A 23914-nucleotide genomic window follows, 5' to 3' on the forward strand; every position below is an offset into this window, starting at 1 on the left:
AAACCATTGTGCAATCACCAATACAGCATTCATTTCGCCGCCTTGGCCCAATCGGGAATGTGCCAGGTGATGGTGATGCTCTTGGGGCAGGCGTCTGACAGTTTGCGCTGCGGATTGTTGATGAAGGCCACACCCATATCAGTGACGCAGGGCTGATAGACAAGCGAACCGTGTCCGGCTTCTGGAATCATGAACACCTGTGCGTTGCTCAGCTTTTCCACCGCCACTTTGGACCAGCTTGCCGGTGTCTGGGAGTCAAAAAGGCCGCCGATTGACAGGGTCGGGATATCGCTCTCCACAGGCACTTGCCAGTTGTCACGCTGTTGCTGCTTGAAGGGAATGCAGGACCCATACATAAACTTTGCGAGCGGGTCATAAGCATCGCCGATATAGGGATACTTCAAGCTTGCCGTATATTTCTGATAGCCCTCATAGGAGTTGAAAGGCATATCTTCCTGACAGGCATAGTTCAAGAGATAAAGGTTCGAGAAGAACGCCTTCTCGGACGCCGCCGCGTCACGCTGGATGATGGCGAAGTAACCTGCCAGTTCTGCATCAGTCATGCTCCCGATCAGGGCCAGCAACCGGCTGCTGGCCTCTCCCGTGGTGTGGACCTTGACGAAGGCGCTCAGGCTTTCTTTTGAGGCTTTCGTATTTTGCAGCGCGACATAGTCGGAAACCATCTTCTCGGCCTTGGACGCCTCGCTTCCCTTGGCCGCAATCAGCGCCTTCTCCAATTCAGAATCGAACAGGGTGGCCACAGGCCCATAGTGTGTCGTGGCGTCGATTTCATCGCGCAGCGCTTCCATCACGTTCAGGTCTGAACGATCAACCCGCTGTGCAATCGCCGCGTTGTCCGCCAGCGTGGCGATCAAGTCGCGCTGTCGTTTTGGCAGCTTTGACGCGGCGGAAGACACATCATCATCACCTGGCATGGGCATGACGAAGTCCTTGCCAACCAGCATGTCGACCGTCGGCATCTCCTTTCCGCGGTTGAGCTCATAGATGAAAGCCGGCATGTAGGGCGTCATCGACATGTTGCCGTACTTGCCATTGCGCTCATCAAAGGGGCGGAAAATGGTGACCGTATCGACGGGCTTGCCCTGGTGGATGATCTTGCCCTCTTTTGCCTTCTTCAAAGTATCGATGATGACAGTGTCGAGATCCGGAAAGGTCTTGTTACAGGTTGCGTCGGCCTTGCATTGCTCGACCACATGCTCAATCGCTTCGCTTATCTTGAGGGCAAGCGTGTCGTACAAATGCACCCAAGGTGGCGCTACCCCATCAATGACCACGGAGCGGATGCCTTCAGGTGCCACGCGCATGGTTTCCAGCGCCAGCTTCGTGCCATAGGAAATGCCATACAGGTTATAGGTCTCATAGCCGAGCGCCCGGGTGATGGTGCGCACGTCCTTGGCATTTTCAAAGGTGTTGTATTTGGCAATGTCGATTCCAGCCGCCTCGACCTCCCTCAGGCAATCACTGATCGTGTTGCTGTCCTTGTCCGCGCCACTGATGTCCGTTGTGGTGAATTTCTTCAGAGCAATTTTCGCCGCATTCACGGCCAAGGCGTCGAAACAGTTCACCGACAGGCCGGAAAGGCCGGCGGATCGCTGGTCCCAGAACACCACGTCACGGTTCTTTCGAAAGGCATCGAAGGTGCGGGCCAGCAGAGGAATCTGGTCGATGGCGCTGCCGCCGGGACCGCCTTGTAGATAGACCAGCGGATCGGGCTCGGAATACTGCGACCCGGACTTGAGGATCGCGAACTTGAGGGGAATCTTCTTGCCGTCGGGCTGGGCGTTGTCTTCAGGGACCTGCACCGTGCCACAGAATAGGGTCTTGCCTTCGATCTCATTGGCCGGCAAGGGGCGCGGACACAGGGTCTGCGCGATGGGCGCCTTTGGGTCAGCTCCGCCGGACTTCAGCGTTGCGAAGTCGTCGCCCGCATTTCCGTTGAGTACGGCGATCAATGCCAGGATCTGCTCATAGTTCATAGTGGCCACTCAATTCCAAATTGGTGTTACGGGTATGGAGCTGTGCAAGCTCCCCTGAAGCGCCTTCGCGGGGGTCACCTAGGCGGAATCCTGGGTCTTGCGTGCCCCGCTGACCCGGCTCGGCGTAAGCTCGGCGTGGGAGAACCAGTTGAGACTTGAGGCCGTGGCCCCGGACCCCTGGTCCCGATTCTTCACCCTTCAGCCATTTCCAGGCGAGAACACCGGCAGCGGACGCCCCTCGTGTTACCTGGGTGCCGACAGGGCGCGGGACCAAGTCGCAGAGAGAGTTTTCCAGGGCTTTGGCGAGCCCTCCAGCAGGGTCAGTCAGCCGGGGATGTGCTCGGCCTTACCCTCGATCGGGTCGGGGGGCGTGCAGGCTACTGAGGGCTCGGGTCTGCGCCACAGGCCCAGGCAGCGGCTCCATGGTCGGTGCGCGGACCATCCGGCTTGGCGACTGGGTCAAGAGCGGCGACAGCCGCTGCTGCCGCGATGTCCATCGCATCGGCAAGCCGTCTGCCGAGCGTGCCGCTGGCGCCGCTTCCCGGGTTTCACTCAGTCAGAATCCGTGACCTGACACACGCCATTGGCCCCATGCTTACCGGTATAGGTGAGGCTCACGGACTCATCGGGATTGAGGCTGATCGAGAGGGTGATGCCGCTGCCGGTGGCCTCGTAATACTCCTTGTTGACCTTCTTGAGCTTCGCTTGCTTGCCGTTGAAGTAGACGTAGCCTCCCTTGTCGGCATGCACCTCGATGCCGCCGGGGCAGGTGGCGTTGAAGAAGGGGATACCGGCATTGGCGACTCCGGCAACGGACAAGGTGGCGAGGGTGATGGCGATTCTCTTCATGGTCATGGGGCTCTGTTTGATGGAAGGATCGTTCGAGTCAACGCCGGGGCTCGGGAGACGGGCGGCCACGCAACGCCCTGGCCATGCGGCCGCACTGTTCTGCTCTGCGGAGCCTGGGACTGGCTCCGGCTTCAGGCTCCACTGAACTGCACCCCTTGATCACCAGTGAGGGCGCCAGAAGCGCATCGTAGGGATAGACGTCGCTACCCACTTCCACCAGGCTCGCAAAGAGACGCGGCAGTCTGCCGGTCACGGTCACCAGGATGCCGTCTCCGACGGCGCGCACCAGTTCGGCCAGACCGCGCGTGCCGGGCTGGACGATCTGGTTGGAAGGCTGGCCGGTGGTGATGGGCCGTTTGGCCTTGGAGCCATAGTAGGTATCGGCAAAGACATTGGACTACCGTGGAAACCGGGACCGGACCTGGAATTCAACACAGAAAGTCGCTCCTGAATTCGGTCATTGGCCGCCGCATCGATCGATGTGCTTCGGTTCTGCTCTGCGCCGATTCTAAATCCGCAGTTACACACAGTGCCACCGGCTCAGTGCACTGGCCGCCATTCCCCGCTCGATCCATGGAGGGTGGGCTGCGACGAGCATCATGTGTTGGCGGATCGCTCTTCATGTGTTCAGACTGCTCGCCAAACGTGAAGCATTCGGCGTGCTCGGAAACGCGACGCAAGCAATTAAAAACAGTGACTTAACGCTCTATCCGAGACGTCCTGACAAACTCGCCGATTGACGGACGTCGCCCTGCTGGAATCCAAAAAACCCGGCAAATTGCACCGATTGCCGAGGCGAGGCTGAGGGCGCTCGTCGCCATTGGCTAAGCTTGCATTGACGCGACTACCGTGGATTGACGCGGTCGTCTCCTCCACGAGCCCCGGCTTGTGTGCAAGCGATGCAATCAAGAGGTGCTGAAACCCGCAGGATCCAGCGACGGGTCAGTAGGGTATAGCGGCGCCGTGATGCTTTAGCTCGACTGTCAGCTCTGGGTCGTTAGCGGTCCGAGTAGCGTGTCGCCGACTGTCCGGAAACCGCGTTTTGCAGACACTCAGTCAGGAAAGTCCGGTGATCGTCGATGGAACCATGCGGATGGCCAATGATCGACCCTTTGCGTTGGCGCGGGGACGAGTCGACCATTGTTCCCGGCTGAATAGGCCCCCGGAGATCCCTCATCACGAGCGCCGGAACTGTCTCACGGCGCATCCAGACCGATGTGTTCGCTCGATTGGTGTGGCACGACCCAGCCGAACGGGCCGTCATCTCAGTCCGAACCCTCTGCGTTCGAGGACAGGCTGTCGTCCCAATCCAGCGGTGACGGATCGCTGAACAGGTACTCCGGATCGCCAGTGATATAAATCGACAGGGGATTCCATGGATCGGGATCCTCGCAGAGGTCGTTGAGCAAGTAGGGGTGATTGCCGGTCAATGCGCTTCGCAGATCCGCTCCGGGTGTCCACCGCCAGGCGCGATTCTCATCGACGTCGCGATGCTCCTCAGAACAACCAGGCGTGGCCGATCGCGCCAGAGTGGCTCGACCTCTCCCAAGTCCCTCGGGATCCGTGCGCCCGAAGCCGACCAGGGCGAAGAAGGCGGCCAGGAGCAGGCCCGACGGACCGGCGACGAAGGGAAACGCCAAGGCAAGTGTCAGATTCGAGATCACCCAGCCGGGTCTGACCAAGACCAGGAGGAGTGCGAGACCCAATCCTGGGGCTCCGGCGAAGAGGGTGAGCAGGACGACCACCATGGCGTCGATGGTGGTCAGGCGCGCGAGACCGAGACCGAGACGTTGAGCGACAGACATCCGTATTCCTCCTGGTTCAGTCAGCAGGATGTCGTCCCAGGATCGGCGACACACGCCAGCGACTCCAGGACGATCGTCCGATCGGTTCCTCGCGGCCCCGATTCCGCCTGGGCCGTGCCGTGGTGATCGCTCCCGTTATCGAAGTCTATAACGACTCAGGGCCTCGAAGTCGCTTCGGACGACTGCGACGTGAGCGTTTCGGCGCTGGCGGTCAGCGCCAGAGCGCGGGCGCTGGGACGGTCGATGCGCCACCCGCGCGAATTCCAGCCAATGTGCCCACCACCAGATCGTAGTCGATGTGCGCGGCGTTATCGCCCACGCCCGCATGATAGCTGACATTCGAGGCGTCCTTCGGCAAGCCGGCCCAGATCGCCGAGAGGTTATAGGCGAAGTCGGCGTCGTCGAGCCGGCTGCTCATCCACCGGTTGACGCCGGCGTCCCGGGCCAGGACCAGTGCCAGGCGGTCCTGCATCGCGGGGGTGAAGCGCTCCTCGCCGGTGAGCCCTAGACGCCGGATCAGATCGTCGAGGGTGTCGGGGATGATCTGATAGCGGCCGATGGCCGAGCCGCCATTTCCCCGTGCCAGTAGGTGTTCTTGGTGCGCCCGCACCGCGTTGAGGGTCATCGCCGAGAGCTCCACCGCGCTTTGGCGCGCGTCTCCGTACCAGGCGTTGTAGTTCCCCTGCGACTCGGGGGCCGCGACCAGATCGAGCAGACGCCCCAAGGGTCCGGCGGTGACACTCGTGTGCATCAAGGGGTGGGGGCCGATCCCGGTGTCGGCGTGGATGTTAGTGTTTTTTTTTAGCGGCGGGTCAAGGGGCCGCTCCTCGGGCGAGGGAAGGACGACCGCGGCCGGCGGGAGTGCCCCAGACACCAGCGTCCCGACGCTCGCCGGCGGAGCGGCGGGATCGTCCGCGGCGGTGTGGTTGTACTGGCCGATGAGTTGTAGCGCCGAATCCTCGCGTGAGGACACGGCGCGCTCGATCAGTGTGGCGATCTGCGCGCCGGCGGATCCCGATTCGGCGATGACGGCGGTGCGCGCCGTTTGATGGGCCTCGCTGGGGACCGCAGCGAACCAACTCGTCTCCGAGGCCGCGCGGTACAAGTCGGTCTGTGCCGGAGTCAATCCGAAGCCCGCGACCTGAGCGAGCCGGGTTTCGAGCATCGCCTGGCGTGCCTCCGACCAACCCAACTCGCTGCCCGCGGCGTCCCGGCCGGCGCGGATCGCGTCATCCAGGCTGCCGCCGTCCATCCGTGTCTGGCCGAAGGCACCGACCGCCGCGGCGACTTGGCTGGACACGCCGGTCGCTCCGGCGCCGATCAAGGCGCCGGTCTCGGCGAGCTGGATCATGAGCCCGCCGAGTTCCTGCTGCGCGGTCTTGGCGGGGGTCCGTGGCCACTGGGCTTGAACGGCGATCGCCTGCGCCAGTTGATCGCGTTGTTGGGCGCGCAGATCATTGGCCTGGAGGATACCCTGGTCGGCGACGGACTGTCGGGCGGCGAAGCCGACGCTCTCCACCATCGCCGGCGCCTGCGCCACCCGCGCGATCGTACCGTCCGCCTTGACCCGCATGGCACCGAGTCCGGCCATGACCTCGGGCCTGGGATCGTGCGGATCCGCCGCGCCGAACTCGGCCTGGGCCGCGCCGAACGACGGCGATGGATTCGCCAGGGTCGCCTCGATCCGAGGATCGAGGTCCTCGGGGATCCGCATTCCCAGCAGACCGGAGTAGATGTGCCTGGCCTCGGTCTCGGCCTGCTGCTTTTCGGTCGCCGTCATGGCCTCGGCGCGCGCGCCGCCGTAGAAGCCGAGCAACAGCCCCAGGCCGGCCATGGCCCAGGCTTGCTCGGGATGGCCGACCACACCGCCGGCGAGCAGCCGATCGGTCTGGGTGGCGGCATCGCCCGCCAGACCATGACGCTGGAGGGCGTGCTCCAGGCGTTGTGCCATCGCCGGATGCTCGAGGAGCATCGCCGACGTCTCGATGGCACTGAAGCTGGCGTCGGTCCCGACCTGGCGTGCGAAGGTCGCCGCCTGTTCGTAGGAGCGCGAGGTGCTCAGGACATCCTGGGCGCCGCGGGTGAGCTGCGCGGTTTGGCTCTGACTCAGCCCGGCGGTAAAACTGTCACCATGGCTGTGCGTGATATCCGAGGCGAGCCCTTCGGAGAAGGCCGCTCGCAACTGCCGATCGGTGGCGACCCGTTGCGCGATGGCCATCGCCATCTCGTCCGCCTGGCTATCCGTCACGCCGTAGCTGTGCCGGATCTGGCCCGCCAGGTCGGCGGCCAAGGCGGCGGTGGCGGCTTTGCGCACGGCCGTCCCCGTGGCGGCTCCTTGACCGGGGCGGTAATGGGCGCCGCCCGCTTTCAGCCCGGCGCTGAGCAGCGTGCCCATCTCCTCCTTGCTCAGGCCGGAGGTACTGAATCGCCGCGTCAATTCCTCCGCACTCGCCACCACCGCCGCATCCGCCCGGCTATAGGACGCATCGAATTTCTGCCCCAACGCATACTGGGTCGCCGTCTGCCGATTCGCCGCCGCCGACTGCGCGAAGGCCTGCCCGAAGGCGCTCTGGAAGCTCTCCTGCGCCTGCTCGGCACTCACTTCGGCCGAGCGCAGTGTCGCCTGCGCCGACTGCCCGGCCTTGAACGACCAGACCATCCCCTGGGCGCCGGGCGCATGGGTGCCGCCAAGCGCGGTGGTCTGCATCAGCGGTCCGACGGTGCTGGCCGCGCCCGGCTGCAGCACGTCCGGGGCGGTGAGGCGCTCGTTGACGTGATCGCCGCTCTGCAGCCGCCCGGCCAGATGGGTCGCGGTGATGGCGCTGCCATAGATGAGCATCAGACTGATCGCCGGGGTCGAGGCGATCAGCATCCCGGCGGTGGCCAGATAGCCCTGCAGCAGCAGATCGCTCTCGTAGAGCGCCCGGAAGGAGGGCAGCACGGCGCTGTTCCGATCGGCCAGCGCCTCGAAGGCGCGCTGGGCGGTGAGGATCAGATAGAGATTGGAGATCGCCAGGATCGGCATCCACAACTGGATCCAGAGTCCGAACAGCAGATACTTGCCGACCATCCGCACCCCGATCGGCCCCAGACCGATGGCGAAGGCCATGAAGGGACCGATGGCGAAGATGAAGCCCTCGAAGTAGACCATCATCGGCTTCATGATGGCGACGAAGAGGTTCGACTCGGTCGCCCACTGACTGTTGCGTTGTTGGATCGCCTGGCTGGTCTGGGTGGCCGCCGCCTGGTCGCCGAGGTGGCGGTAGTGCTGCACCACGCCCTTCTCGAACATCGGCAGCAGCGCGGCCATGACCATGTACTGCTGGGCGTCGACCGCCTCGCGCGCGAGGGCGGCGAGGGCGCCATTGACGCGGGTGTCGACCGCGGCCGTCTCGGTGCCGAGCTTGGCGGCGAGCGCCTGCTTGAGCTTGGGCAGGTACGCGGCGGTCGTGTAGGCTCGCAGCCGGCCGTAGGCGTCCACGCAGGACAGGAGTTCGCGGGTGGCGCCGAGCTGGATCTCGGTGGTCCCGGTCACGATCGGCGTCTGCAACGCCGCGTCCATGTCCGTGGCCTTCAAGATGGCGTCCATACTCGCCCCGTTGATCTGGCGGTCCACCCCATAGAGCACGCAGTCGGCCACGTAATTGATCCAGGACTGTTCGACATTCGCCCCCTCGGTCGGGCTGTTGGCGTCCCCCGTGGTCAGGCGCGACAGCGCCGTCTTGCGCACCGTTGCCAGCACCTGCAGGGCATCGACATAGCCGTGCTCGGTCAGGGTCGGCGTGGCGAAGACCTGCTCGAACAGCCGTGTCACCCCATAGCCGAGGTTCGACACCGCCGAGCCCACCACCGCCGGACCGAGCGGCACGTTGTCGACCACCCGCGCGCTCCCCGAGTAGGCCCCCTCGATGGTCACCGAGACCGTCGGAACGAAGAGCAACGCGTAGAGCAGGAAAGAGACCAGCACTCCCTGGAAGCGGATCCCCGGCGGCCCTTGGGTCAAGCCCTGGAAGGCCACGATCAGCACCCCGATCAGAAAGCCGATGGCAACGAACTGGAGGAAATCCGCCGAGCTGAACAGCATGGCGACAGCATTGAGGACCTGCTGGAGGAAGACCGGATCGCCGATCGAGTAGATGGTCCACATCTCAGCGGGCTCCCGACGGGCACATCGTCGGCCTGCTGCCCCCGACGCCACCCTTACTCATGCGTCGCCTCCGCATCCCCCTGGGTTTCGGTCGCCTGCATCACGTCGAGATAGCTCGGCGCCTGATAGAGCGCGAGCAGATGGCGGTAGCTCTCGAGCAGTTCATTGGGATTACCGTAGCGCGCGGCGAGTGAGGTTCCCCCGAAATGTCGTCTTCCAAGGGTGACGTAAACTGACGTTCACACTGGAGACGATGATGCAGAAGATCCCGAAGCAGGAGTACACCGTCGAGTTCAAAGAACAGGCGGTCAAGCGTGTCAAGGATGGCAAGACCGTGGGTTCCGTGGCCAAGGAGATGGGCTTGGTCGAGCCGACGTTGCGCTACTGGGTCAAGGCATCCGATGCGGGCCAGCTTGATGGCCCTGGTGCCCGGAATGTGACGCCGGAGGAGATGGAACTGTCGCGTTTGCGCGCGGAGAACGTTCGCCTCAAGCGCGAGGTCGACATTTTAAAAAAAGCGACGGCCTACTTTGCGAGGGAGGCGCTGTGAAGTAGGCCTGGATTGACGCGCAACGCCGAGCGTTCGACCTAGCCGCGATGTGTGCGGTGCTGGCCGTCAGCCTCAGCGGCTATCGCGCCTGGAAACGTGGTGGTCACCCGGAACGCCGATGGCTCACGGATCCCCAGATGCTCGTTCTAATTCAATCCATCCATGCGGAATTCAAGGGTGCCTACGGCCGCCCGCGCCTGGTGCGTGAGCGGCGCTCACGGGGCTTTCCAGCCAGCAAGACGCGCGTGGAGCGGCTGATGCGCGAGCACGGCATCCGTGCCCGCCACAAGCGCCGTTACAAGGTCACGACCGATTCCAAACACACGTTGCCGGTGGCCGACAACCGGCTGAAGCGCGATTTCGCCCCTGTCGCACCGAATCAGGTGTGGACGGCCGACATCACCTACCTGTGGACCGATGACGGCTGGCTCTACCTGGCCATTGTGCTGGATCGATTCAACCGCGAGGTGGTCGGCTGGTCATTAAAACCGCGCCTGACAGCGGATCTCGTGACCGATGCCCTGACCATGGCCTGGTTCCGACGCCAGCCAGCGCCTGGCCTCATTCACCACTCCGACCGGGGCCGTCAGTACGCCAGTCATGCCTTTCAGGATAAGCTACGCGAAGATGGCATGGTCTGCTCCATGAGCCGCAAGGGTAACGGCTGGGACAATGCCCCGACCGAGAGCTGGTTCAACAGCTTCAAGAATGAGCGGGTCTTCGGGGAGCGCTTTGCCACCCGTGAGGCGATGACGACCATGATGTTCGAGTACATCGAAGTTTTCTACAATCGCAAGCGACGGCATTCGACGCTTGGCTACACTTCACCTGTGCGCTTTCTCAACGACTGGAGGAGCAAGCAGCAGGATCAAAAACAGGTCGCATGAACCCCGGCTCTTGGAAGACGAAAAACCGAGGGAACCTCAAGTTGGCGCCACCCCTGCCCCCCGCCTCAGCAGCCCACCAGGACGTCGCGGGGATCGCCGGTGCACACATCCCGGCCGCTGCCGCCGTCGAGCCGATCGTTACCGCGCACCCGATCGATGCCGATCAGCACGTCGACGCCGGCTCCGCCTTCCATCACGTCCGCCCCAGGACCACCGGTCAGTCGATCGCGCCCAGCGCCGCCAACAAGTATGTCGCGGCCCGGGCCTCCGTCGAGGACATCGTTGCCGGCATCACCGACAATGACGTCATCGCCGCCTCGACCGTCGATGATGTCGTGACCTCCCAGGCCGCAGATCACGTCGTTTCCTGGAGTTCCGGTGAGCCGGTCGCGGCCCTCGGTTCCCGTGATGGTGCACAGAGGACCGGAATCGACCGCCCAGTCGGCGCTCAGGGCGCCGACCGTGCTCGGTAACGGTGTGGCCACGGCTGCGGCGGCCGTTGCGGCGGCCAGCGCCGCCCGGGCGCTGGCGGCTGATGACGACGCTGGCACAGACGGCGCCGGCATCGCGTAGACAGCGCGCTCGCCGGTGTCGAACGCGTAGGCGCTGACGAAGATCTGGGTGCCGTCGGGCGAGAACCGGGGGTCGGTAAAGTCAGCCAAGCCCTCGGGGGTGATGTCGACCACGCCGCTGCCGTCGGCATTGGCGACGACGATCGACCATCCGGGGGATCCGCCGGTTTGGCGAAGGTAGACCAGTTGCAGGCTGTCTGGCGACCAGGATGGGCTCTGGAACGAGAAGTCTCCGGTCGGGCTTTCGACGTAGGAGACCGGCCCCTCGCCGGAGGCCTCCACCAGCGCGACGGCGTTGAGCGTCAGCAATTCCATGAAGGCCACACGGGTTCCATCGGGCGACCAGGCCGGGTAGAACTGGCTGGCCGGCACGGTCCCGAAGGGTGTCTCCACCGTCGGCTCGTCCACGATGAAGGGGCGCGGATTCGACCCGTCGGCGTTGGCCCGATAGATATCGGCCTCCCCCTCACGGACGGTCGTCCACAGAACTTCGGAGCCATCCGGCGACCAGGTTGGCGAGTAGTTCTGCCACAGATACCCTGATCCCGCGGGGTCGGACTCGAAGGTAAGCTGGGTGGCGTTGCCGCCGTCGGCATCCATGACCCAGAGGTTGGAGAACGAGTAGCCGAGCTCGAAATAGCTGTCGTTGAACAGGATCCGGGTCCCGTCGGGCGACCAGACCGGCTGGCTCGCATGCCCCGGCAGTCCCGCCGTCAGGTTCGTCAGCCCACTGCCGTCGGGCTCGACGGTGAAGACCTCCTCGAAGCCATCGCCAGCGGTATCGACCGCGCTGTAGGCGATCGATCCGTTCGGGCCGGCAGCCGGCCAGGCGGCCATGGGCACCAGCAAGGTGACCGCCAGGGAGCTGAAGCTGAACACGGCAGGTTTCATGAGCGCTTTCCTATCAGTTGCGTGAGTGTGTCGCGGGGGATCGAGCCGGCGCCCGACGTGTCGATGAAACAGGTCGAGCGCCCCAGGCCCTGCTATCGCGTGACGGTGGTCGTGACAGTCGCGTTGTTATTGGCGGGATTCGGGTCCGTCACCAATCCGCTATTCACGCTGGCCGTGTTGGTGATGTCGCCCCTCAGTCTTGGACGGATGGTGATCTTCACGCTCGCGCTGGCACCCGAGTTCAAGGTCCCGAGCGCACAGGTCACCGGCGCCAGGCCGCTGCATGTGCCACGCGTCGGGATCGCGCTGACGAAGGTGGCATCGGCGGGCAGCCAATCACGCAGGGAAACACTCCCGGCATGGCTCGGGCCGTTGTTGCGAACCTTCAGGGTGTAGACGAGTTGGGAGCCTCTTCTGACGGGATCCGGGGCCTCCGTCATGGTCAAGGCCAGATCGGCCGTGGCCGCCGCTGGCAGAACCGAGATGAAGGTCTCTTGCCGGTTGTTCGAGAAATTGGGGTCGGTTTCAATCCCGCGCGCCGTGACGACGCGCGAGAAGGTGCCGGTCGTTGCGGGGGTTTCCGTCAGGGTACAGCTCGCGGTCGCTCCGGGTGCCAGGCTGGCGATCTGGCAGGAGGTCATGGAGGCGACGGAACCCGTGACGGTCACGCCAGTCGCCACGGAGGGGCCGCTATTGGTCACGCGCGCGCTGTATTGGATGGTTTGACCCAAGGTGACGGTGCTCGGTGTCACCGTCAGGCCGAGCCCAAGATCGCTCGACGGGGTCGTGCCTGGAATCTCAATCAGCTTCGCGGTCGTCGCCCCGACGGTATAGACACTCTGATCGCTGCCAACCGCGAATCCCGCGCTGTTACTGCTGACAATGGACCAACCCGAGGAACCGTCGTGATTCACTTTGCAGAGTCCGCCGTTTCCCTGCACGTAATAGTTGTCCAGGTCATCGCGTTGCGTGGGCGACCACGGCTGGAGTGACATCGATGGACCATCCGCGTCCAGGTTTTCCCAGGAGGCGAAACCGTCGGCGTCAAACTGGATGAAGGCGGCGCCGACTCCGGGCCGAAGACCGCTGATCACCGGAGCGTTATCGGTACTGACGGCGACAAAGGGCGATATCAGACCCTTGCGCACACGTTCCCAAAGAACCGTGCCCGTTGGCGAGAGTTTCTTGAGGACGGTTCCTTCATCCGTGACCCCGTATTCCATGTGGACCAGGTAGGTATTCCCCAACGCATCATCCGCGGCATATCCGGAACTGCGGCTATTGAGGGTCTTCCGCCACAGCTCCTGGCCGTTCCCATCCAGTTTGGCGTAAACGATGAAACCCGCGACGGCCGAGGCCGATGTCATCACCAAGAGATGACCCTCCGGCGTCAAGCTCAGTTGATAGGGCGTGGTCAGCGTGCCGAGAGCGCCATACGACCACCGGAAGCTTCCGTCGGAGGCGAAGGATCGAACCTTGGCGATGACGCCACTTCCCACGCCGATCACATGAATATTGTCATCGGCATCGACGACATGTTTTCGCGTGTACGAGCCATTGTCGATGCCATCGAATGTCTGCGACCACAAGAGCTGACCGTCTGGGTCGAATTTCATGATCAGACCGGCGCGGTTCGTCCGATTGGCGAAACTGCCGCCCTGGAGTGTCCCGGTCACGATGATATTCCCGGCGTGGTCGACGGAGACCCAGTTCGCGACTTCATAGCCAACATCGATGTTGGGGGCGGATGCGACCCAGAGGATATTTCCGGCGGAGTCGCGTTTGGTGAGTTGGATTTCGCCGCCGGGATTGATGTCGGCATTCGCGGTATAGACCGCGTCGGAGACATCGACGGCGATCGCGGTTCCGCCCGGATCACTCGTCCAGGCTGTCGTGACATACGCCTGTGCCACTGGGGTCATCAGGAGTGCGGCCATCAGCATTGGGGTTTTCATTCGGTCAATCCTCGATTGAAAGAAGATTTCGGCTGAAAGCGAGCCTCCATGTCTCGCGGCGCCGGTGTTGAGATCCTGCGTCATCGTTTAGCGTCGGTTGTGGTCGATGGATTGCGGCCCTCCCATGCGGGGTAGCCTGTGCTTAGAAAAAGAACTGAACCCGCGCCTGGATGGCCCGTAGGTCCTCGCGGTCACCATCCCCGTTCGGGTCCGCTTCGGCATCGATCCAGTTGACCATCAGCCGGGTCTGGCGGTTGGCGTACCAGTTCACCCCGAGCGTCCAGTTGCGCTCTTCGCCGCCGGTGATCGGCCCGTCGTCGAGATCCAGCACGCTGTAGCGCGCGGCCAGCTCCCAGGCACCCCAGGTTCCGCTGGGGCGCACCGGGTCGAAGGTGCCGGTCCTGGCATCGTAGGCACGCCGCCCACCGGTGATGAACCAGGAGCCGAGGACATACCAGCCCTGGAAGGTGACGTCCGTCCTGGGGCTGCGCCGCACCTCCGTGCGCAGGTATTCCGCCTGCAGGGACCAGGGTCCCCAGATTCCGGCCAGCTCGATACCGCCGGTCAGGGTGTCGTCGACGTCGCTCAGGGTTCCGGTCGAGACCAGTCGGCGCTCACTGAGATTGATTTCCGGCTGGCTGCTGAAGGCGAGGCGACGGTCGCCGGGCGGCTCGCGGTACGCGAAGGAGACACCGGCGTGCAGGCGTCGCCCGGCCGCATTCACCGGGGCGTAGACGGCCCGTCCGGCCAGCCCCCAGCCCTGGTCGACCTCCTCCTCCCGAGCGCGAATCCGGCCCTCGAACCCACCGAGCGCCGCCGTCCAATCCTGGCCCCAGGTCTCAGCCAGCAGTCCCAGGGAATAGCCAGCCACCAGGGCATTGGGCAGGGCGCGCTCCATGAAGGTGGTGGCGTTGGAGCTGGTCAGCTCCTCCAGGCTTACCGGCTCTTGCAGGTTGCCGGCGCGAACCCTGACACGATCGAGACCCTGATAGCCGATCCAGGCGTCCTTGATTTGCGCATCCTGATCGGCGGCGAAATCCTGCTCGTAGCGGAAGCGCCAGTCGCCGAAGGCCGTGCCCGAGAGACTCAGCCGCGCCCTTCGCAGCTCCCCCTCGGTCTCGGCCGATGTCAGGCTCTCGCCGTCGATCTGGGCGATGTCGGCATGAAGACGTCCGCCGAGACGGATCGAGAAACGCTCATCGGCCGACACATAGCGCAGCCGGTCCTCCCAATCGGTGGCCGCCGCCGGCGGCCCGCAGGTCAGGATGGCCAGGCCCAAGGCGGCGATCCAGCCCTGTCGATCGACCATCATTGGATGCCCCGTCCCAGGTGCCCTGTGGCGCTGAGCGACACGCCAGGCGCCGCGCAGGGCGGCTCAAGGCTCGCTGCGACCGGCCCGCCGAAGAGATACGCGAACACCGCCGGACCCATGCCGCCGCTGGCCATGGCCTGGGTGAAGTCGTGTCCGACCCCTGGCAGCACCTGGAACTGGTAGGGCGTCGCCAGACCGCGCGCCCGCGCCGCCTGCCGCATGGCGGCGATCCAACGCCGACCGCGCTCGCAGCGGTTTTCGCCCTGCTGGCGGTCGATCCGTCGCGACGGGTTGAGCGCGGGGTCCCGGTCGACATCCTCCGCGCCGACGATCACCGCCATCGGCACCCGCAGCGCGTCGGGCTCCGCGATCAGCGGGATCTCATCGGCGCCGAATCGCCACCCGCGCGGATAGCGCACGCGCGGATCGGGAAAGGTGTACCAGCCGGCGGCGCCGATGACGGCGCGCGCGACCCGCCCTGGATGCGCCATGGCATAGCGGTGCGCGAACTGACCGCCGCCGGAGTACCCGAACAGGTAGACCGGAGACTCCGGCAGGTCGAGCAGCCCGCGCACCTCGGCCAGAATCCGCTCCAGCATCCGGTCGGGACGATGCCCCCTGGCATCCGGCGCGAGCCGCTGATACTGGCCGAAGCGCCGCCGGGCGAAGCGGGGCGCGACCAGCACGACGCCCTGCCGTTCGGCCAAGGGCGCGAAGCCTTCGGCGTGCTCGCGGGCATTGCGCGAGATGCCATGCACCGTCACGAAGAGCCGGCCAGGCGGCTTGAGCCGATGCGGGACATAGAGGTAGTAGACCTGGCGCGCGCAGCCGCTCAGGGTCATGCGGATGACCCGGCCGGCCTCCGGCGCCTGCGCCGGCGTTGGCGGCGGCATGGGTGGCGCGGCCATGCAGGGGTTGGCGAGCGAAGGTTCAGTCCGTGATGTGAACAGCATGAACACCCCCAGGGCGATGACCGGAGCGGCCTCGCCTGTCATCGAATCGTCGTTCGTCATGGCCTGGCCGCTTCGCGCGACGGCCGTCGTCGCCGCGCGTCCGCTCATGAGACGAGCCTCAGCGCGCGCGCCTGGGACTCACGCAGCTCCGCCATGCCCTCGCCCGGGCTCAAGACCGTGACACCGGGCGGGCGGACCGCCAGTACCCGGTCGGCCTGGGCCAGCCGGCTGGCATCGTGGGTGATAAAGATGACCGTGCCCTCGAAGGACGCGATCACGGCGTCGAGCGCCGCCCGCGCCAGTCGGTCGAGATTGGCGTCGGCCTCGTCGAGCAGCAGGATGCGTGGCCGGGCCAGCAAGGCGCGGGCGATGCCGAGACGCGCCCGCTCACCGCTCGAGAGACCCTGCCCGTTCTCCGCCAGCCGTGTTTCCAGGCCGTCGGGTAGGCGCGCCAACAGGGGTTCGAGGTGGCACAGCGCCAGGACGCGGGTGATGTCCGTCGCCTCGACCCGACCGGCCCCATAGGTCAGATTCAGTCGGAAGGAGCCGCGCAGCAGCGACAGGTCCGGCGCGACCATGGCGAAGGCGCGTCTGACCTCGGCCCAGCGGTGGCTGCGCAGATCCTGTCCGCCCAGGTGCACGACCCCGGCATCCGGTTCGAGGAGGCCGGCGATGAGGCGCAGCAGGGTCGATTTCCCGCAGCCGTTGGGGCCGATCAGGGCGATCCGCTCGCCGGCCGCGATGTCGAGACTGACGTCAGCGAACAGGTCGGCGTATCCAATCCCTTTGAGCGCGATCCAATCCGCCGCCGCGAGCGGCGCCGTGCCGGCCCGCGCCAGGCCGCGACCCACCGGCTCCAGCCGCAGCACCTGGAGCTGCTTTTCGCGGGCGATCCCGGCGGCGTTCCAGTATTCATAGACGCGCCCGAGATCGTTCAGCCGGGGCGCCAAAAGTCCAGCCACGACCATGGCCGCCACCACGGTCCCCGGACTGGCCTGGCCATCCGCCACCTGCATGGCCCCGACTGCCAGGGCACAGCCACTGGCGAGCCCGGCGCTGGCCTCGGACAGGGCGCGCAGCAGACCCAGGACATGGGCGCGCGCGACCAGGGCGGTGCGCAGTTGCCGGCTGACGCGACGCAACCGCCGGACCTCGCGCCCCTCCTGACCGAAGGCCTCCACCACGCCCAGGTGCGCGAGGCGATCGCTGACCAGCGCGGCGATGCGCCCACGGTGATGGCGGGCCTCCCTGGTGCGGCTGCGCAGATAGGGTCCGACGACCAGCGCCAGGGACGCGGCGGCGGCAACGGCGAGGCCCACCGCCGTGGCGATCACCGGATCGATCAGGACCATGGCGGCCAGCGCCAGAAGCGTGGTCAGCCCGCTGACGGTCAGGCGCGCCAGACCCAGACTGACCCAATTGCGGGTGGCCGTCAGATCGCCGACGAAGCGCAGCATCAGGGCGCCCCGGCTCATCCGCCGCGACCCCTCGGCGCCGATCGCCAGAAGGTGGCGGAACAGCCGCAGCCGCACTGCATGCACATAGCCCTGCCCGAGTCGTTCGGCATCCAGATTGCCGCGCCACCGCAGCCAGGCCGTCGCCGCCAACACGGCGAGCATGGCCAGCGCCAGGGACAGGATCGACCCGGAGCCCTGTGGCGCCTGGGGGATGATCAGCTGATCGAACCCATGCCGCACCAGCAGCGCGGTCGCCACGGCCGCCAGCGCCTGTGCGGCGCCGTTCGCGACCAGCCAGGCGAAGAGCCGGCGCCGGTCGCCCTCGATGATGCGCGGCAGATCCATCAGGCGGCCCGCGCGTCAGTAGCGACCGCCAGACCGACGCCCTGAGGACACCAGCTCCCGCCGTTGAGGATGTCGAGCGGCAGCAGCGGCAGATCGACCAGACCCGCGCATTCGCGGATCGCCAGCGGCGCGGCGGTGAGCGCGCCCGAGACCCCGATCAGGTTCAGCCCGCGCGAGCGCAGCCAGTCGACCCCGCCCGCCGCCCCCAGCGCATCGCCGGCGGCGAAGATGACGTTGTCCACCAGGCGGGCGAAGGTCGCGGACTGGACCAGTTGCCGCGTCTCTTCCTGCAGGATGCCGTCCGCGACTTCGATCAGAATGGTGTCGACCTCGGCGGCGCAGAGGGTCGCGACCAGGGTTTCGAGAATGGTCTCGCAGTCGGTGATCGGCAGCTTGTAGGTGGACGGCGCGCCGCCGTCGACGAAGTCGAGGACCACGTGACAGCCGGCATCCGTCATGTGCCAGACATCACCGCCGGCTCCGGTGCCGGTGACCTTGGCCGCGCCCACCTTCAGGCCCCGGCGGGTCATCCCCAGGGCGAGGTTGGCCAGGGTGGTGGTCTTGCCGGCGTTCATCGAGGTGCCGATGACGGCGGTGACCGTCGGACGCCGCTCGGGGGCGACGCGCGGCGCGAGTCCGTGGTCGGCGAGATTGAGCGGGCGGCCGTCGGCGCTGGCGAGCACGCCGATGGGTGTGATCCGGGAGGCCGCCGCGATCTTGGTGTTGCGCGACAGACACTGGGCCGCGATGCCGCCGGCGGCGACCAGATGGCAAGGTGAGAGATCCGCCGGAACCTCCGCCTCGAACTGGTCCGGGGCATAGCGGTTGCCGTAGCAGACGATGATCTCATCGCCGGGGAAGAGATCGGCGCGTCGCCCCGTGATCAGCTCCAGACGCTTGTGCTGCATGAGCCTGTCGACCCGCGCCAACACCAGATCCCCCGCCTGGGGTGCGTACTGGGCGGTCAGCAGACCGGTCGCGCGATCCAGATCGACGCGACGGGTCGAGTAGGCGCGCTTGGCCTGCCGCAGTCGGGCCGCGGCCACCGGCTCGACGATCGCGGCCGGACGGCATGTCTGGGGGCGCGGCGTGGCGGCATCGCCGGCCGACATCGGCGGGTCGCCGAGCAGCGCGGCGAGCCGGCGGTGTAGCTCCGACAGCGCGAAGGGCTTGGCCAGAAAACCCGCGGCGCCGAGCCGCTCGGCGCGGGCGCGATTCTCCTCGGAATGGTGACCACTGATGATGATCACCGGCAGCTCCGAGCCCGCCCGGCGCAGCTCGGCGAGCAGGTCCAGACCATTCCCGTCGGGCAACTGGAGATCCAGACAGAGCACCTTGGGCGGATGCTCGCGCAGCAGGGCGCGCGCCTCGGCCAGACTGGTGGCGGTGCGGACCACCTGTTTGGCCAGGACCAGGCTCCGCACGATCTTACTGAGCAGCATGGTGTTGTCGTCGACGACCAGGATGGACATGGTGATTGCTCCGGCTGAGGTGGCTGGGATCTTTCTGTTGTCACCAGCTTGAGCACAGGCCATGCCGATCCCGAACCATCTTGGCCGGATAGGCGTAAGCGCCTATTCAGAAAGGATCTTTCAGATCACGCGCGGACGCGGATTGGGGCGGAGAGGGGCGGCGGTGGGGATCGGGCCTGGCCGAGCCTGTGGCCAGCACCCAAGGATTGGGGATATTGACCCAGGTTTGGGGTATCGGTCGGTGAAGAGACGATGGCGGAACTCATCCGGGGGGCGGCACCGTTCCAGCAACGGCCGCTCGGCCGGGTTACATCCAAGCCCGGTAGGTAGACCCAAGCCATCTTTGTCCTAGTTCAAATATGCTCTTGATGGCATATGTTTATAGCGCTATATTTTTCTCATGCCATGGACCGTTCTACTTCACACCGCCTTCGAGCCAGAATTTGCCGGGCTACCTGACGTCGTTCAGGACGAATTACTGGCCCACGCCAGACTGCTAGAGCGGTTTGGGCCACAGCTTGGCCGACCGCGCGTCGATACGCTGAACGGATCGAAACACGCCAACATGAAGGAGCTTCGGTTCGATGCCAACGACGGCGTCTGGCGGGTGGCGTTTGCCTTTGATCCGCAGCGCCATGCCATCCTGTTGATCGCGGGAGACAAGTCAGGGACGAGCGAGAAACGCTTCTACAGCCAGCTCGTCAACAAGGCTGACGAACGCTTCGACGCGCACCTGCATCAACTGAAGAACGCAACCGGAGGCCGATCATGAAGAATTTACAGGACATCATGAATGCCCTCCCGCCGGAGCGTCGCGCTCAGGTCGAGGCGCGAGCCGATGCCATGATTGCCGAGGAGATGACGCTGAGGGACTTACGCAAAGCGCACGACCTGACTCAAGCGCGCATGGCTGAATTGCTCGGGGTGGGGCAAGAGAGCATCTCTCGGTTGGAGGGCCGGGCAGATATGCTGTTATCCACACTGCGCAGCTACATTACCGCGATGGGCGGCTCTCTCGACCTGGTGGTGCGCTTCCCTGACAGACCGGCGGTGTCCTTGTCGGCGCTCTTCGAGCCACAGACCGGCAACAAAGAAACCACGCGACGGACGCAGTGACATTCGCATACAGACAGGCCGCTCGGACGATCCCGGCAGCTCCCAGCGGCTGGCGACCGGTCAGGATCGGCATGGCATCCGCCGCGATCCGGGGTCGCGCGCGGCCGAGGCGGCAATTCAATCGACCCCCTTCGACCTACTGGGTCCACCTCAGTGAGGGCGGACCTTGCCGGATATCCTCGAAGCTGTCGCCGTTGGCGGCAATAACGAATGGCCGACGTGCCTCGGGGCCGCTGGCCTTGGGGTCGGGGTTGAGAGAGGCGACTCCCATCCAGCCCGCGGCCAGGAGGGTTGGGGACTTTGGCCCCTCGAAGCCCCTGTCCGGGATCTCTTTGCTCACGACGTAGGCGCGCACGACGATGCTGTCACCCGGCTTCACCCGGACGCTGGAGCGCCGCACCGAGATGACCTCCATGCGGTAGAGCACTGCGTCGCGATCCCCCGGCCCCGGGGACGTTTGCACCTCCAGCACGCGCACCTCAAGCGCCGTCGCCGCGCCCGCCTGGCGTTCCTGCCCGGCTCGGACGACCCCCGACAAGAGCAGGAGCAGGCCGAGGGCGGTGAGGGTCGCGATCCGAATCGAATGGGCTTGGAACATGGCCATCTCCTCGCGAGTTGACGACAGCCATCGCGGCCTCGACCGGCCGCGACGGATCCTATTCGCAGTTTAGCCCAGGGGCCGCGGATCGATCGCCGCCGCCCCGACGACACTGGACCCGACGCCAGCGATCGCGTTCATCGCGTCAAAGAGGGCCTTGCCCAAAGTTCGATGCGTCAGTCGGTCAGCCGGCTCGGGTCAGTCGTTCTGGGTGAAGCCGTACTTCTCGATGCGGTATCTCAGACGGTCGCGGGTGATTCCCAGACGTCTGGCGGCTTTGGAGACGTTGCCGTCCACCTCCCGCAGGGTCCGTTCGATCATGTCCCGCTCCATGGCATCCAGCGTCGTGGCCGGGGACGGCGGCGCGACCTCGGCCGACTGGATGGATTCCTCGACGGGAACCGGGGCGGGGGCAGGCGTGACGCGCGGCAGCGCCAGATCGAGCGCACGGACCTCCCGACCCGCGCAGTAGAGCACGGCCTGTTCCATCACATTGCGCAGCTCGCGGATATTGCCCGGCCAGGGATGATCGCGCAGCGCCGCCTCGGCGGCCTGATCCAGACTCAGTCCGGGCTTGCCGTATTTGGCGCCGAACTGGCCCAGAAAATGCCGCGCCAGTGTCAGCAGATCGCCGTCCCGCTCGCGCAGCGGCGGGACCTGGACGGTGAGGGTGTTGAGGCGGTAGTAGAGGTCTTCCCGGAATCGCCCGTCCGCGACCATGCGCGGCAGGGAGCGGTTGGTGGCGCTGAGGATCTGGATGTCGACCGCGTGATCGCGCACGCTGCCGAGGCGACGGACGCTGCGGTCCTCCAGCAGCTTCAGCAGCTTGGCCTGCGCGGCGGGCTCCAGCTCGCCGATCTCGTCGAGAAAGAGCGTGCCCCCATCGGCGGCGTCGACCAGACCGGGCTTGCGCTCGCGGGCATCGGTGAAGGCGCCGCGCTCGTAGCCGAACAGCTCCGATTCCACCAGATGGGCGGGAATGGTGGCGACATTCAAGGCGATGAAGGGGCCTGCGGCGCGCGGCCCGCCGAAATGCAGGGCACGCGCCACCAGCTCCTTGCCGGTCCCGGTCTCGCCGCTGACGAGCACGGATGGGGCCGGTCCGCTTTGCAGCCGGCCGGCCGCCTCGACGATCCGGCTCAACTGCCCCTTGAGATGGCGTATGGCCGGGCTGTCGCCGATGATCCGGTCGAGGCTGCCGCGGGTGGCCTCGCGGTCGTGGAAGTAGGACAACTGACCCTCGGTGCGGCTCTGCTCCAGCGCCCGGTCGAGCAGCAGCTCCAGCTCGCTCAGGACCAGCGGTTTGCCGAGGTAATCGTAGGCGCCGGCCTTCATGGCCTCGACCGCGAGACGGACGTTGCCGTGCCCGGTCACCATGATCACCTTGATGGCCGGATCGAAGGCGTGGATGCGCTCCAGGACCGTGAGTCCGTCGAGCCCGCCGGGCAGATTGAAGTCGAGGATCACGGCATCCGGCAGGAAGGCGGTCAGGGCCTCCAGACCCTCCGGTCCGCTGCCGGCGAGCCGCACCTCGTAACCGCGCTGGCCGAGGTATTTACCCATGGTCTTGGCCAGCACCGCTTCGTCCTCGATGATCAGCACCGCGCGACCCATGGCGTCACCCGGCGCGCGGCAGGCGCACGGTCGCGGTCACGCCCCGGCCGGGCGGGCTGTCGAGCCTGAGTGTACCGGCGTAGCGCTGGACCAGCCGTTGCGACAGCGCCAGTCCCAGACCGGTGCCGGTCGGCTTGGTGGTGGCGAAGGGTCGGAACAACCGGCCGCGCATGGCGCTCGACAGCCCCGGCCCGGTGTCGCTGACCGTCACCAGGACGCGCTTGGCGCCAGACTTTTCCAGGGCCGTCACGACCGTCAAGGTGCCCTCGTGCTCCATCGCCTCGATGGCATTCATCACCAGATTCCCGATCACCTGCGACAATGGCGCCGGGCTGGCGAGCACGGTCAAGGGCGTCTCCGCGCGCTCGAAACGCAGCGCGACTCGGGCGCGCTGGAGCGCGGCGGCGTGGTTCGCCAGCACGGCCTCCACCAGGGCATTGACCTCGACGCGCTCGGTCTCGCCGCCGTCGGCGCGCGAGAACTCCAGCAGCTCGCGTGCCCAGCGGTCCAGCCGGTCCGCCTCGCTGATGATGTCGGCGGCCGACTCGCGCGCGCCGTCCAGATCGTCGGTCAGGGTCAGCTCGGCGCAGGCGCGGATCGATGCCAGCGGATTGCGCATCGCATGGGCGACCGCCGAGGCCGTCTCGCCCACCATGGACAGCCGTTCGGATTCGACCAGCCGTTGCTGCTGCTCGTCCATGAGGCGGCTCGCGCGCCGCACGATCTGGTAGAGCGCGGCGAACAGGAGGACGCCGGCTCCCGCCGCGCTGAGCCAGATCAGGCGCTGTCCCTCGACGATCGCCTGATGCAGCGCCAGGGGGAGCTTATACAGCTCGATGGCCCCGATGATCGCGCGGCGGTCCGGACCGCGGATCGGGACATAGGTCTCGACGAAGCGCAGACCGATCTGACGCGCGTCGAAATCCCGGTGCTCCGATTTGTCGGTGGCGCCCAGGATGCCGGACTCGAAGGTCAGTTCGCCCCGCAGCGCCGCCTCCAGCTCGTCGTTGTCCTGGAACCGCTGGCCGACCAGGAGACGGTCGCTGGACCAGAGCACCGAGCGATCGGCCCCGTAGATGTTCGCGCGCACCACCGAGGGCAGTCGCATCACATGCTCGACGAAGGCGTCGAGCGCCTGGCTGGACGACGGCTCGGAGCCCGCGGCGACGCTCGGCCAGGCTCCTTCCGAGGCGACGAAGTTCTCGATGAAGTCCTGGGTCAGCTCGGCCTCGCGGGTCAGGAGCTTGTCGGTCAGGAAGCGCGACAGCAAAAAACCCGAAACCAGGCTGATCAGCAGGATGGTCGTAAAGGACAGGAGCGCGAACTGGCGCCTCAGATTGAAATGGGTGTTCATGGCCGGGCGCGGCGATGAAGATGTAGACGAAGGGTGGAGA

General features: G+C 65.8%; 15 protein-coding genes and 1 pseudogene. 3 read left to right on the forward strand and 13 right to left on the reverse strand.

Features of this window, described 5'->3' with window-relative positions; genetic code table 11:
* Positions 1 to 29: 29 nt before the first annotated feature.
* The 4 genes from CKO27_RS06150 to CKO27_RS06165 form a co-directional block, all read right to left on the reverse strand.
* Complete coding sequence (locus CKO27_RS06150; RefSeq protein ID WP_200373996.1) at positions 30 to 1997, reverse strand: alpha/beta hydrolase; 1968 nt, start codon at positions 1995 to 1997, stop codon at positions 30 to 32.
* Between the two features lie 552 nt (positions 1998 to 2549).
* The gene (locus CKO27_RS06155) at positions 2550 to 2846 is read right to left on the reverse strand and encodes a hypothetical protein (RefSeq protein ID WP_207280629.1); all 297 of its coding nucleotides are present in this window, start codon (positions 2844 to 2846) and stop codon (positions 2550 to 2552) included.
* A gap of 1265 nt (positions 2847 to 4111) precedes the next feature.
* Positions 4112 to 4651 carry a hypothetical protein gene (locus CKO27_RS06160; protein ID WP_200373998.1) on the reverse strand — a complete coding sequence of 180 codons (540 nt, stop codon included), beginning with the start codon at positions 4649 to 4651 and terminating at the stop codon, positions 4112 to 4114.
* 211 nt (positions 4652 to 4862) lie between these two features.
* Positions 4863 to 8798, reverse strand: a complete 3936-nt coding sequence (locus CKO27_RS06165) for a conjugal transfer protein TraG N-terminal domain-containing protein (protein WP_200373999.1) — start codon at positions 8796 to 8798, stop codon at positions 4863 to 4865.
* 256 nt (positions 8799 to 9054) lie between these two features.
* Between CKO27_RS06165 and CKO27_RS06170 the strand changes: the two are divergent.
* Positions 9055 to 10235: pseudogene (locus CKO27_RS06170) on the forward strand (IS3 family transposase).
* A gap of 65 nt (positions 10236 to 10300) precedes the next feature.
* Here CKO27_RS06170 and CKO27_RS06175 read toward each other — a convergent pair.
* The 6 genes from CKO27_RS06175 to CKO27_RS06200 form a co-directional block, all read right to left on the reverse strand.
* A complete protein-coding gene (locus CKO27_RS06175) occupies positions 10301 to 11698 on the reverse strand; it encodes a PD40 domain-containing protein (RefSeq protein WP_200374000.1) in 1398 nt (465 codons plus the stop codon).
* A 92-nt stretch (positions 11699 to 11790) separates the two neighbouring features.
* Positions 11791 to 13653, reverse strand: coding sequence for a CARDB domain-containing protein (locus CKO27_RS06180; RefSeq protein WP_200374001.1), 1863 nt, complete (start codon positions 13651 to 13653; stop codon positions 11791 to 11793).
* A gap of 142 nt (positions 13654 to 13795) precedes the next feature.
* Positions 13796 to 14965 carry an OprO/OprP family phosphate-selective porin gene (locus tag CKO27_RS06185; RefSeq protein ID WP_200374002.1) on the reverse strand — a complete coding sequence of 390 codons (1170 nt, stop codon included), beginning with the start codon at positions 14963 to 14965 and terminating at the stop codon, positions 13796 to 13798.
* Entirely contained in the window at positions 14962 to 16026 is a 1065-nt protein-coding gene (locus CKO27_RS06190; protein WP_200374003.1) for an alpha/beta hydrolase, read from the reverse strand. The genes CKO27_RS06185 and CKO27_RS06190 overlap by 4 nt, the downstream gene beginning before the upstream one ends.
* Positions 16023 to 17720, reverse strand: a complete 1698-nt coding sequence (locus CKO27_RS06195; RefSeq protein WP_200374004.1) for an ATP-binding cassette domain-containing protein — start codon at positions 17718 to 17720, stop codon at positions 16023 to 16025. The genes CKO27_RS06190 and CKO27_RS06195 overlap by 4 nt, the downstream gene beginning before the upstream one ends.
* A complete protein-coding gene (locus CKO27_RS06200) occupies positions 17720 to 19192 on the reverse strand; it encodes a response regulator (protein WP_200374005.1) in 1473 nt (490 codons plus the stop codon). Before CKO27_RS06200 ends, CKO27_RS06195 begins: the two co-directional genes overlap by 1 nt.
* A gap of 400 nt (positions 19193 to 19592) precedes the next feature.
* Here CKO27_RS06200 and CKO27_RS06205 point away from each other — a divergent pair, with 400 nt between their 5' ends.
* Both CKO27_RS06205 and CKO27_RS06210 read left to right on the forward strand, forming a co-directional pair.
* The gene (locus CKO27_RS06205; protein WP_200374006.1) at positions 19593 to 19964 is read left to right on the forward strand and encodes a type II toxin-antitoxin system RelE/ParE family toxin; all 372 of its coding nucleotides are present in this window, start codon (positions 19593 to 19595) and stop codon (positions 19962 to 19964) included.
* A complete protein-coding gene (locus CKO27_RS06210) occupies positions 19961 to 20308 on the forward strand; it encodes a helix-turn-helix domain-containing protein (RefSeq protein ID WP_200374007.1) in 348 nt (115 codons plus the stop codon). The genes CKO27_RS06205 and CKO27_RS06210 overlap by 4 nt, the downstream gene beginning before the upstream one ends.
* 136 nt (positions 20309 to 20444) lie before the next feature.
* Here CKO27_RS06210 and CKO27_RS06215 read toward each other — a convergent pair whose 3' ends face one another.
* From CKO27_RS06215 to CKO27_RS06225, 3 genes are all read right to left on the reverse strand, one after another.
* Complete coding sequence (locus CKO27_RS06215; RefSeq protein ID WP_200374008.1) at positions 20445 to 20906, reverse strand: hypothetical protein; 462 nt, start codon at positions 20904 to 20906, stop codon at positions 20445 to 20447.
* A gap of 198 nt (positions 20907 to 21104) precedes the next feature.
* The gene (locus CKO27_RS06220; RefSeq protein WP_200374009.1) at positions 21105 to 22520 is read right to left on the reverse strand and encodes a sigma-54-dependent transcriptional regulator; all 1416 of its coding nucleotides are present in this window, start codon (positions 22518 to 22520) and stop codon (positions 21105 to 21107) included.
* A gap of 4 nt (positions 22521 to 22524) precedes the next feature.
* The gene (locus CKO27_RS06225) at positions 22525 to 23874 is read right to left on the reverse strand and encodes a sensor histidine kinase (RefSeq protein WP_200374010.1); all 1350 of its coding nucleotides are present in this window, start codon (positions 23872 to 23874) and stop codon (positions 22525 to 22527) included.
* Positions 23875 to 23914: the final 40 nt, after the last annotated feature.

Source organism: Thiocystis violacea (assembly GCF_016583575.1).
In the GTDB taxonomy this organism is placed as follows: Bacteria; Pseudomonadota; Gammaproteobacteria; order Chromatiales; family Chromatiaceae; genus Thiocystis; species Thiocystis violacea.

Excerpts from the sequence above, each read along its gene's own strand:
- CKO27_RS06175 (WP_200374000.1), bottom strand. The coding sequence starts at position 11,698 with ATGAAACCTGCCGTGTTCAGCTTCAGCTCCCTGGCGGTCACCTTGCTG.
- CKO27_RS06215 (WP_200374008.1), bottom strand. The coding sequence starts at position 20,906 with ATGTTCCAAGCCCATTCGATTCGGATCGCGACCCTCACCGCCCTCGGC.
- CKO27_RS06185 (WP_200374002.1), bottom strand. The coding sequence starts at position 14,965 with ATGATGGTCGATCGACAGGGCTGGATCGCCGCCTTGGGCCTGGCCATC.
- CKO27_RS06180 (WP_200374001.1), bottom strand. The coding sequence starts at position 13,653 with ATGAAAACCCCAATGCTGATGGCCGCACTCCTGATGACCCCAGTGGCA.
- CKO27_RS06160 (WP_200373998.1), bottom strand. The coding sequence starts at position 4,651 with ATGTCTGTCGCTCAACGTCTCGGTCTCGGTCTCGCGCGCCTGACCACC.
- CKO27_RS06220 (WP_200374009.1), bottom strand. The coding sequence starts at position 22,520 with ATGGGTCGCGCGGTGCTGATCATCGAGGACGAAGCGGTGCTGGCCAAG.
- CKO27_RS06150 (WP_200373996.1), bottom strand. The coding sequence starts at position 1,997 with ATGAACTATGAGCAGATCCTGGCATTGATCGCCGTACTCAACGGAAAT.
- CKO27_RS06165 (WP_200373999.1), bottom strand. The coding sequence starts at position 8,798 with ATGTGGACCATCTACTCGATCGGCGATCCGGTCTTCCTCCAGCAGGTC.
- CKO27_RS06225 (WP_200374010.1), bottom strand. The coding sequence starts at position 23,874 with ATGAACACCCATTTCAATCTGAGGCGCCAGTTCGCGCTCCTGTCCTTT.
- CKO27_RS06195 (WP_200374004.1), bottom strand. The coding sequence starts at position 17,720 with ATGGATCTGCCGCGCATCATCGAGGGCGACCGGCGCCGGCTCTTCGCC.
- CKO27_RS06190 (WP_200374003.1), bottom strand. The coding sequence starts at position 16,026 with ATGAGCGGACGCGCGGCGACGACGGCCGTCGCGCGAAGCGGCCAGGCC.
- CKO27_RS06200 (WP_200374005.1), bottom strand. The coding sequence starts at position 19,192 with ATGTCCATCCTGGTCGTCGACGACAACACCATGCTGCTCAGTAAGATC.
- CKO27_RS06210 (WP_200374007.1), top strand. The coding sequence starts at position 19,961 with ATGAAGAATTTACAGGACATCATGAATGCCCTCCCGCCGGAGCGTCGC.
- CKO27_RS06205 (WP_200374006.1), top strand. The coding sequence starts at position 19,593 with ATGCCATGGACCGTTCTACTTCACACCGCCTTCGAGCCAGAATTTGCC.
- CKO27_RS06155 (WP_207280629.1), bottom strand. The coding sequence starts at position 2,846 with ATGAAGAGAATCGCCATCACCCTCGCCACCTTGTCCGTTGCCGGAGTC.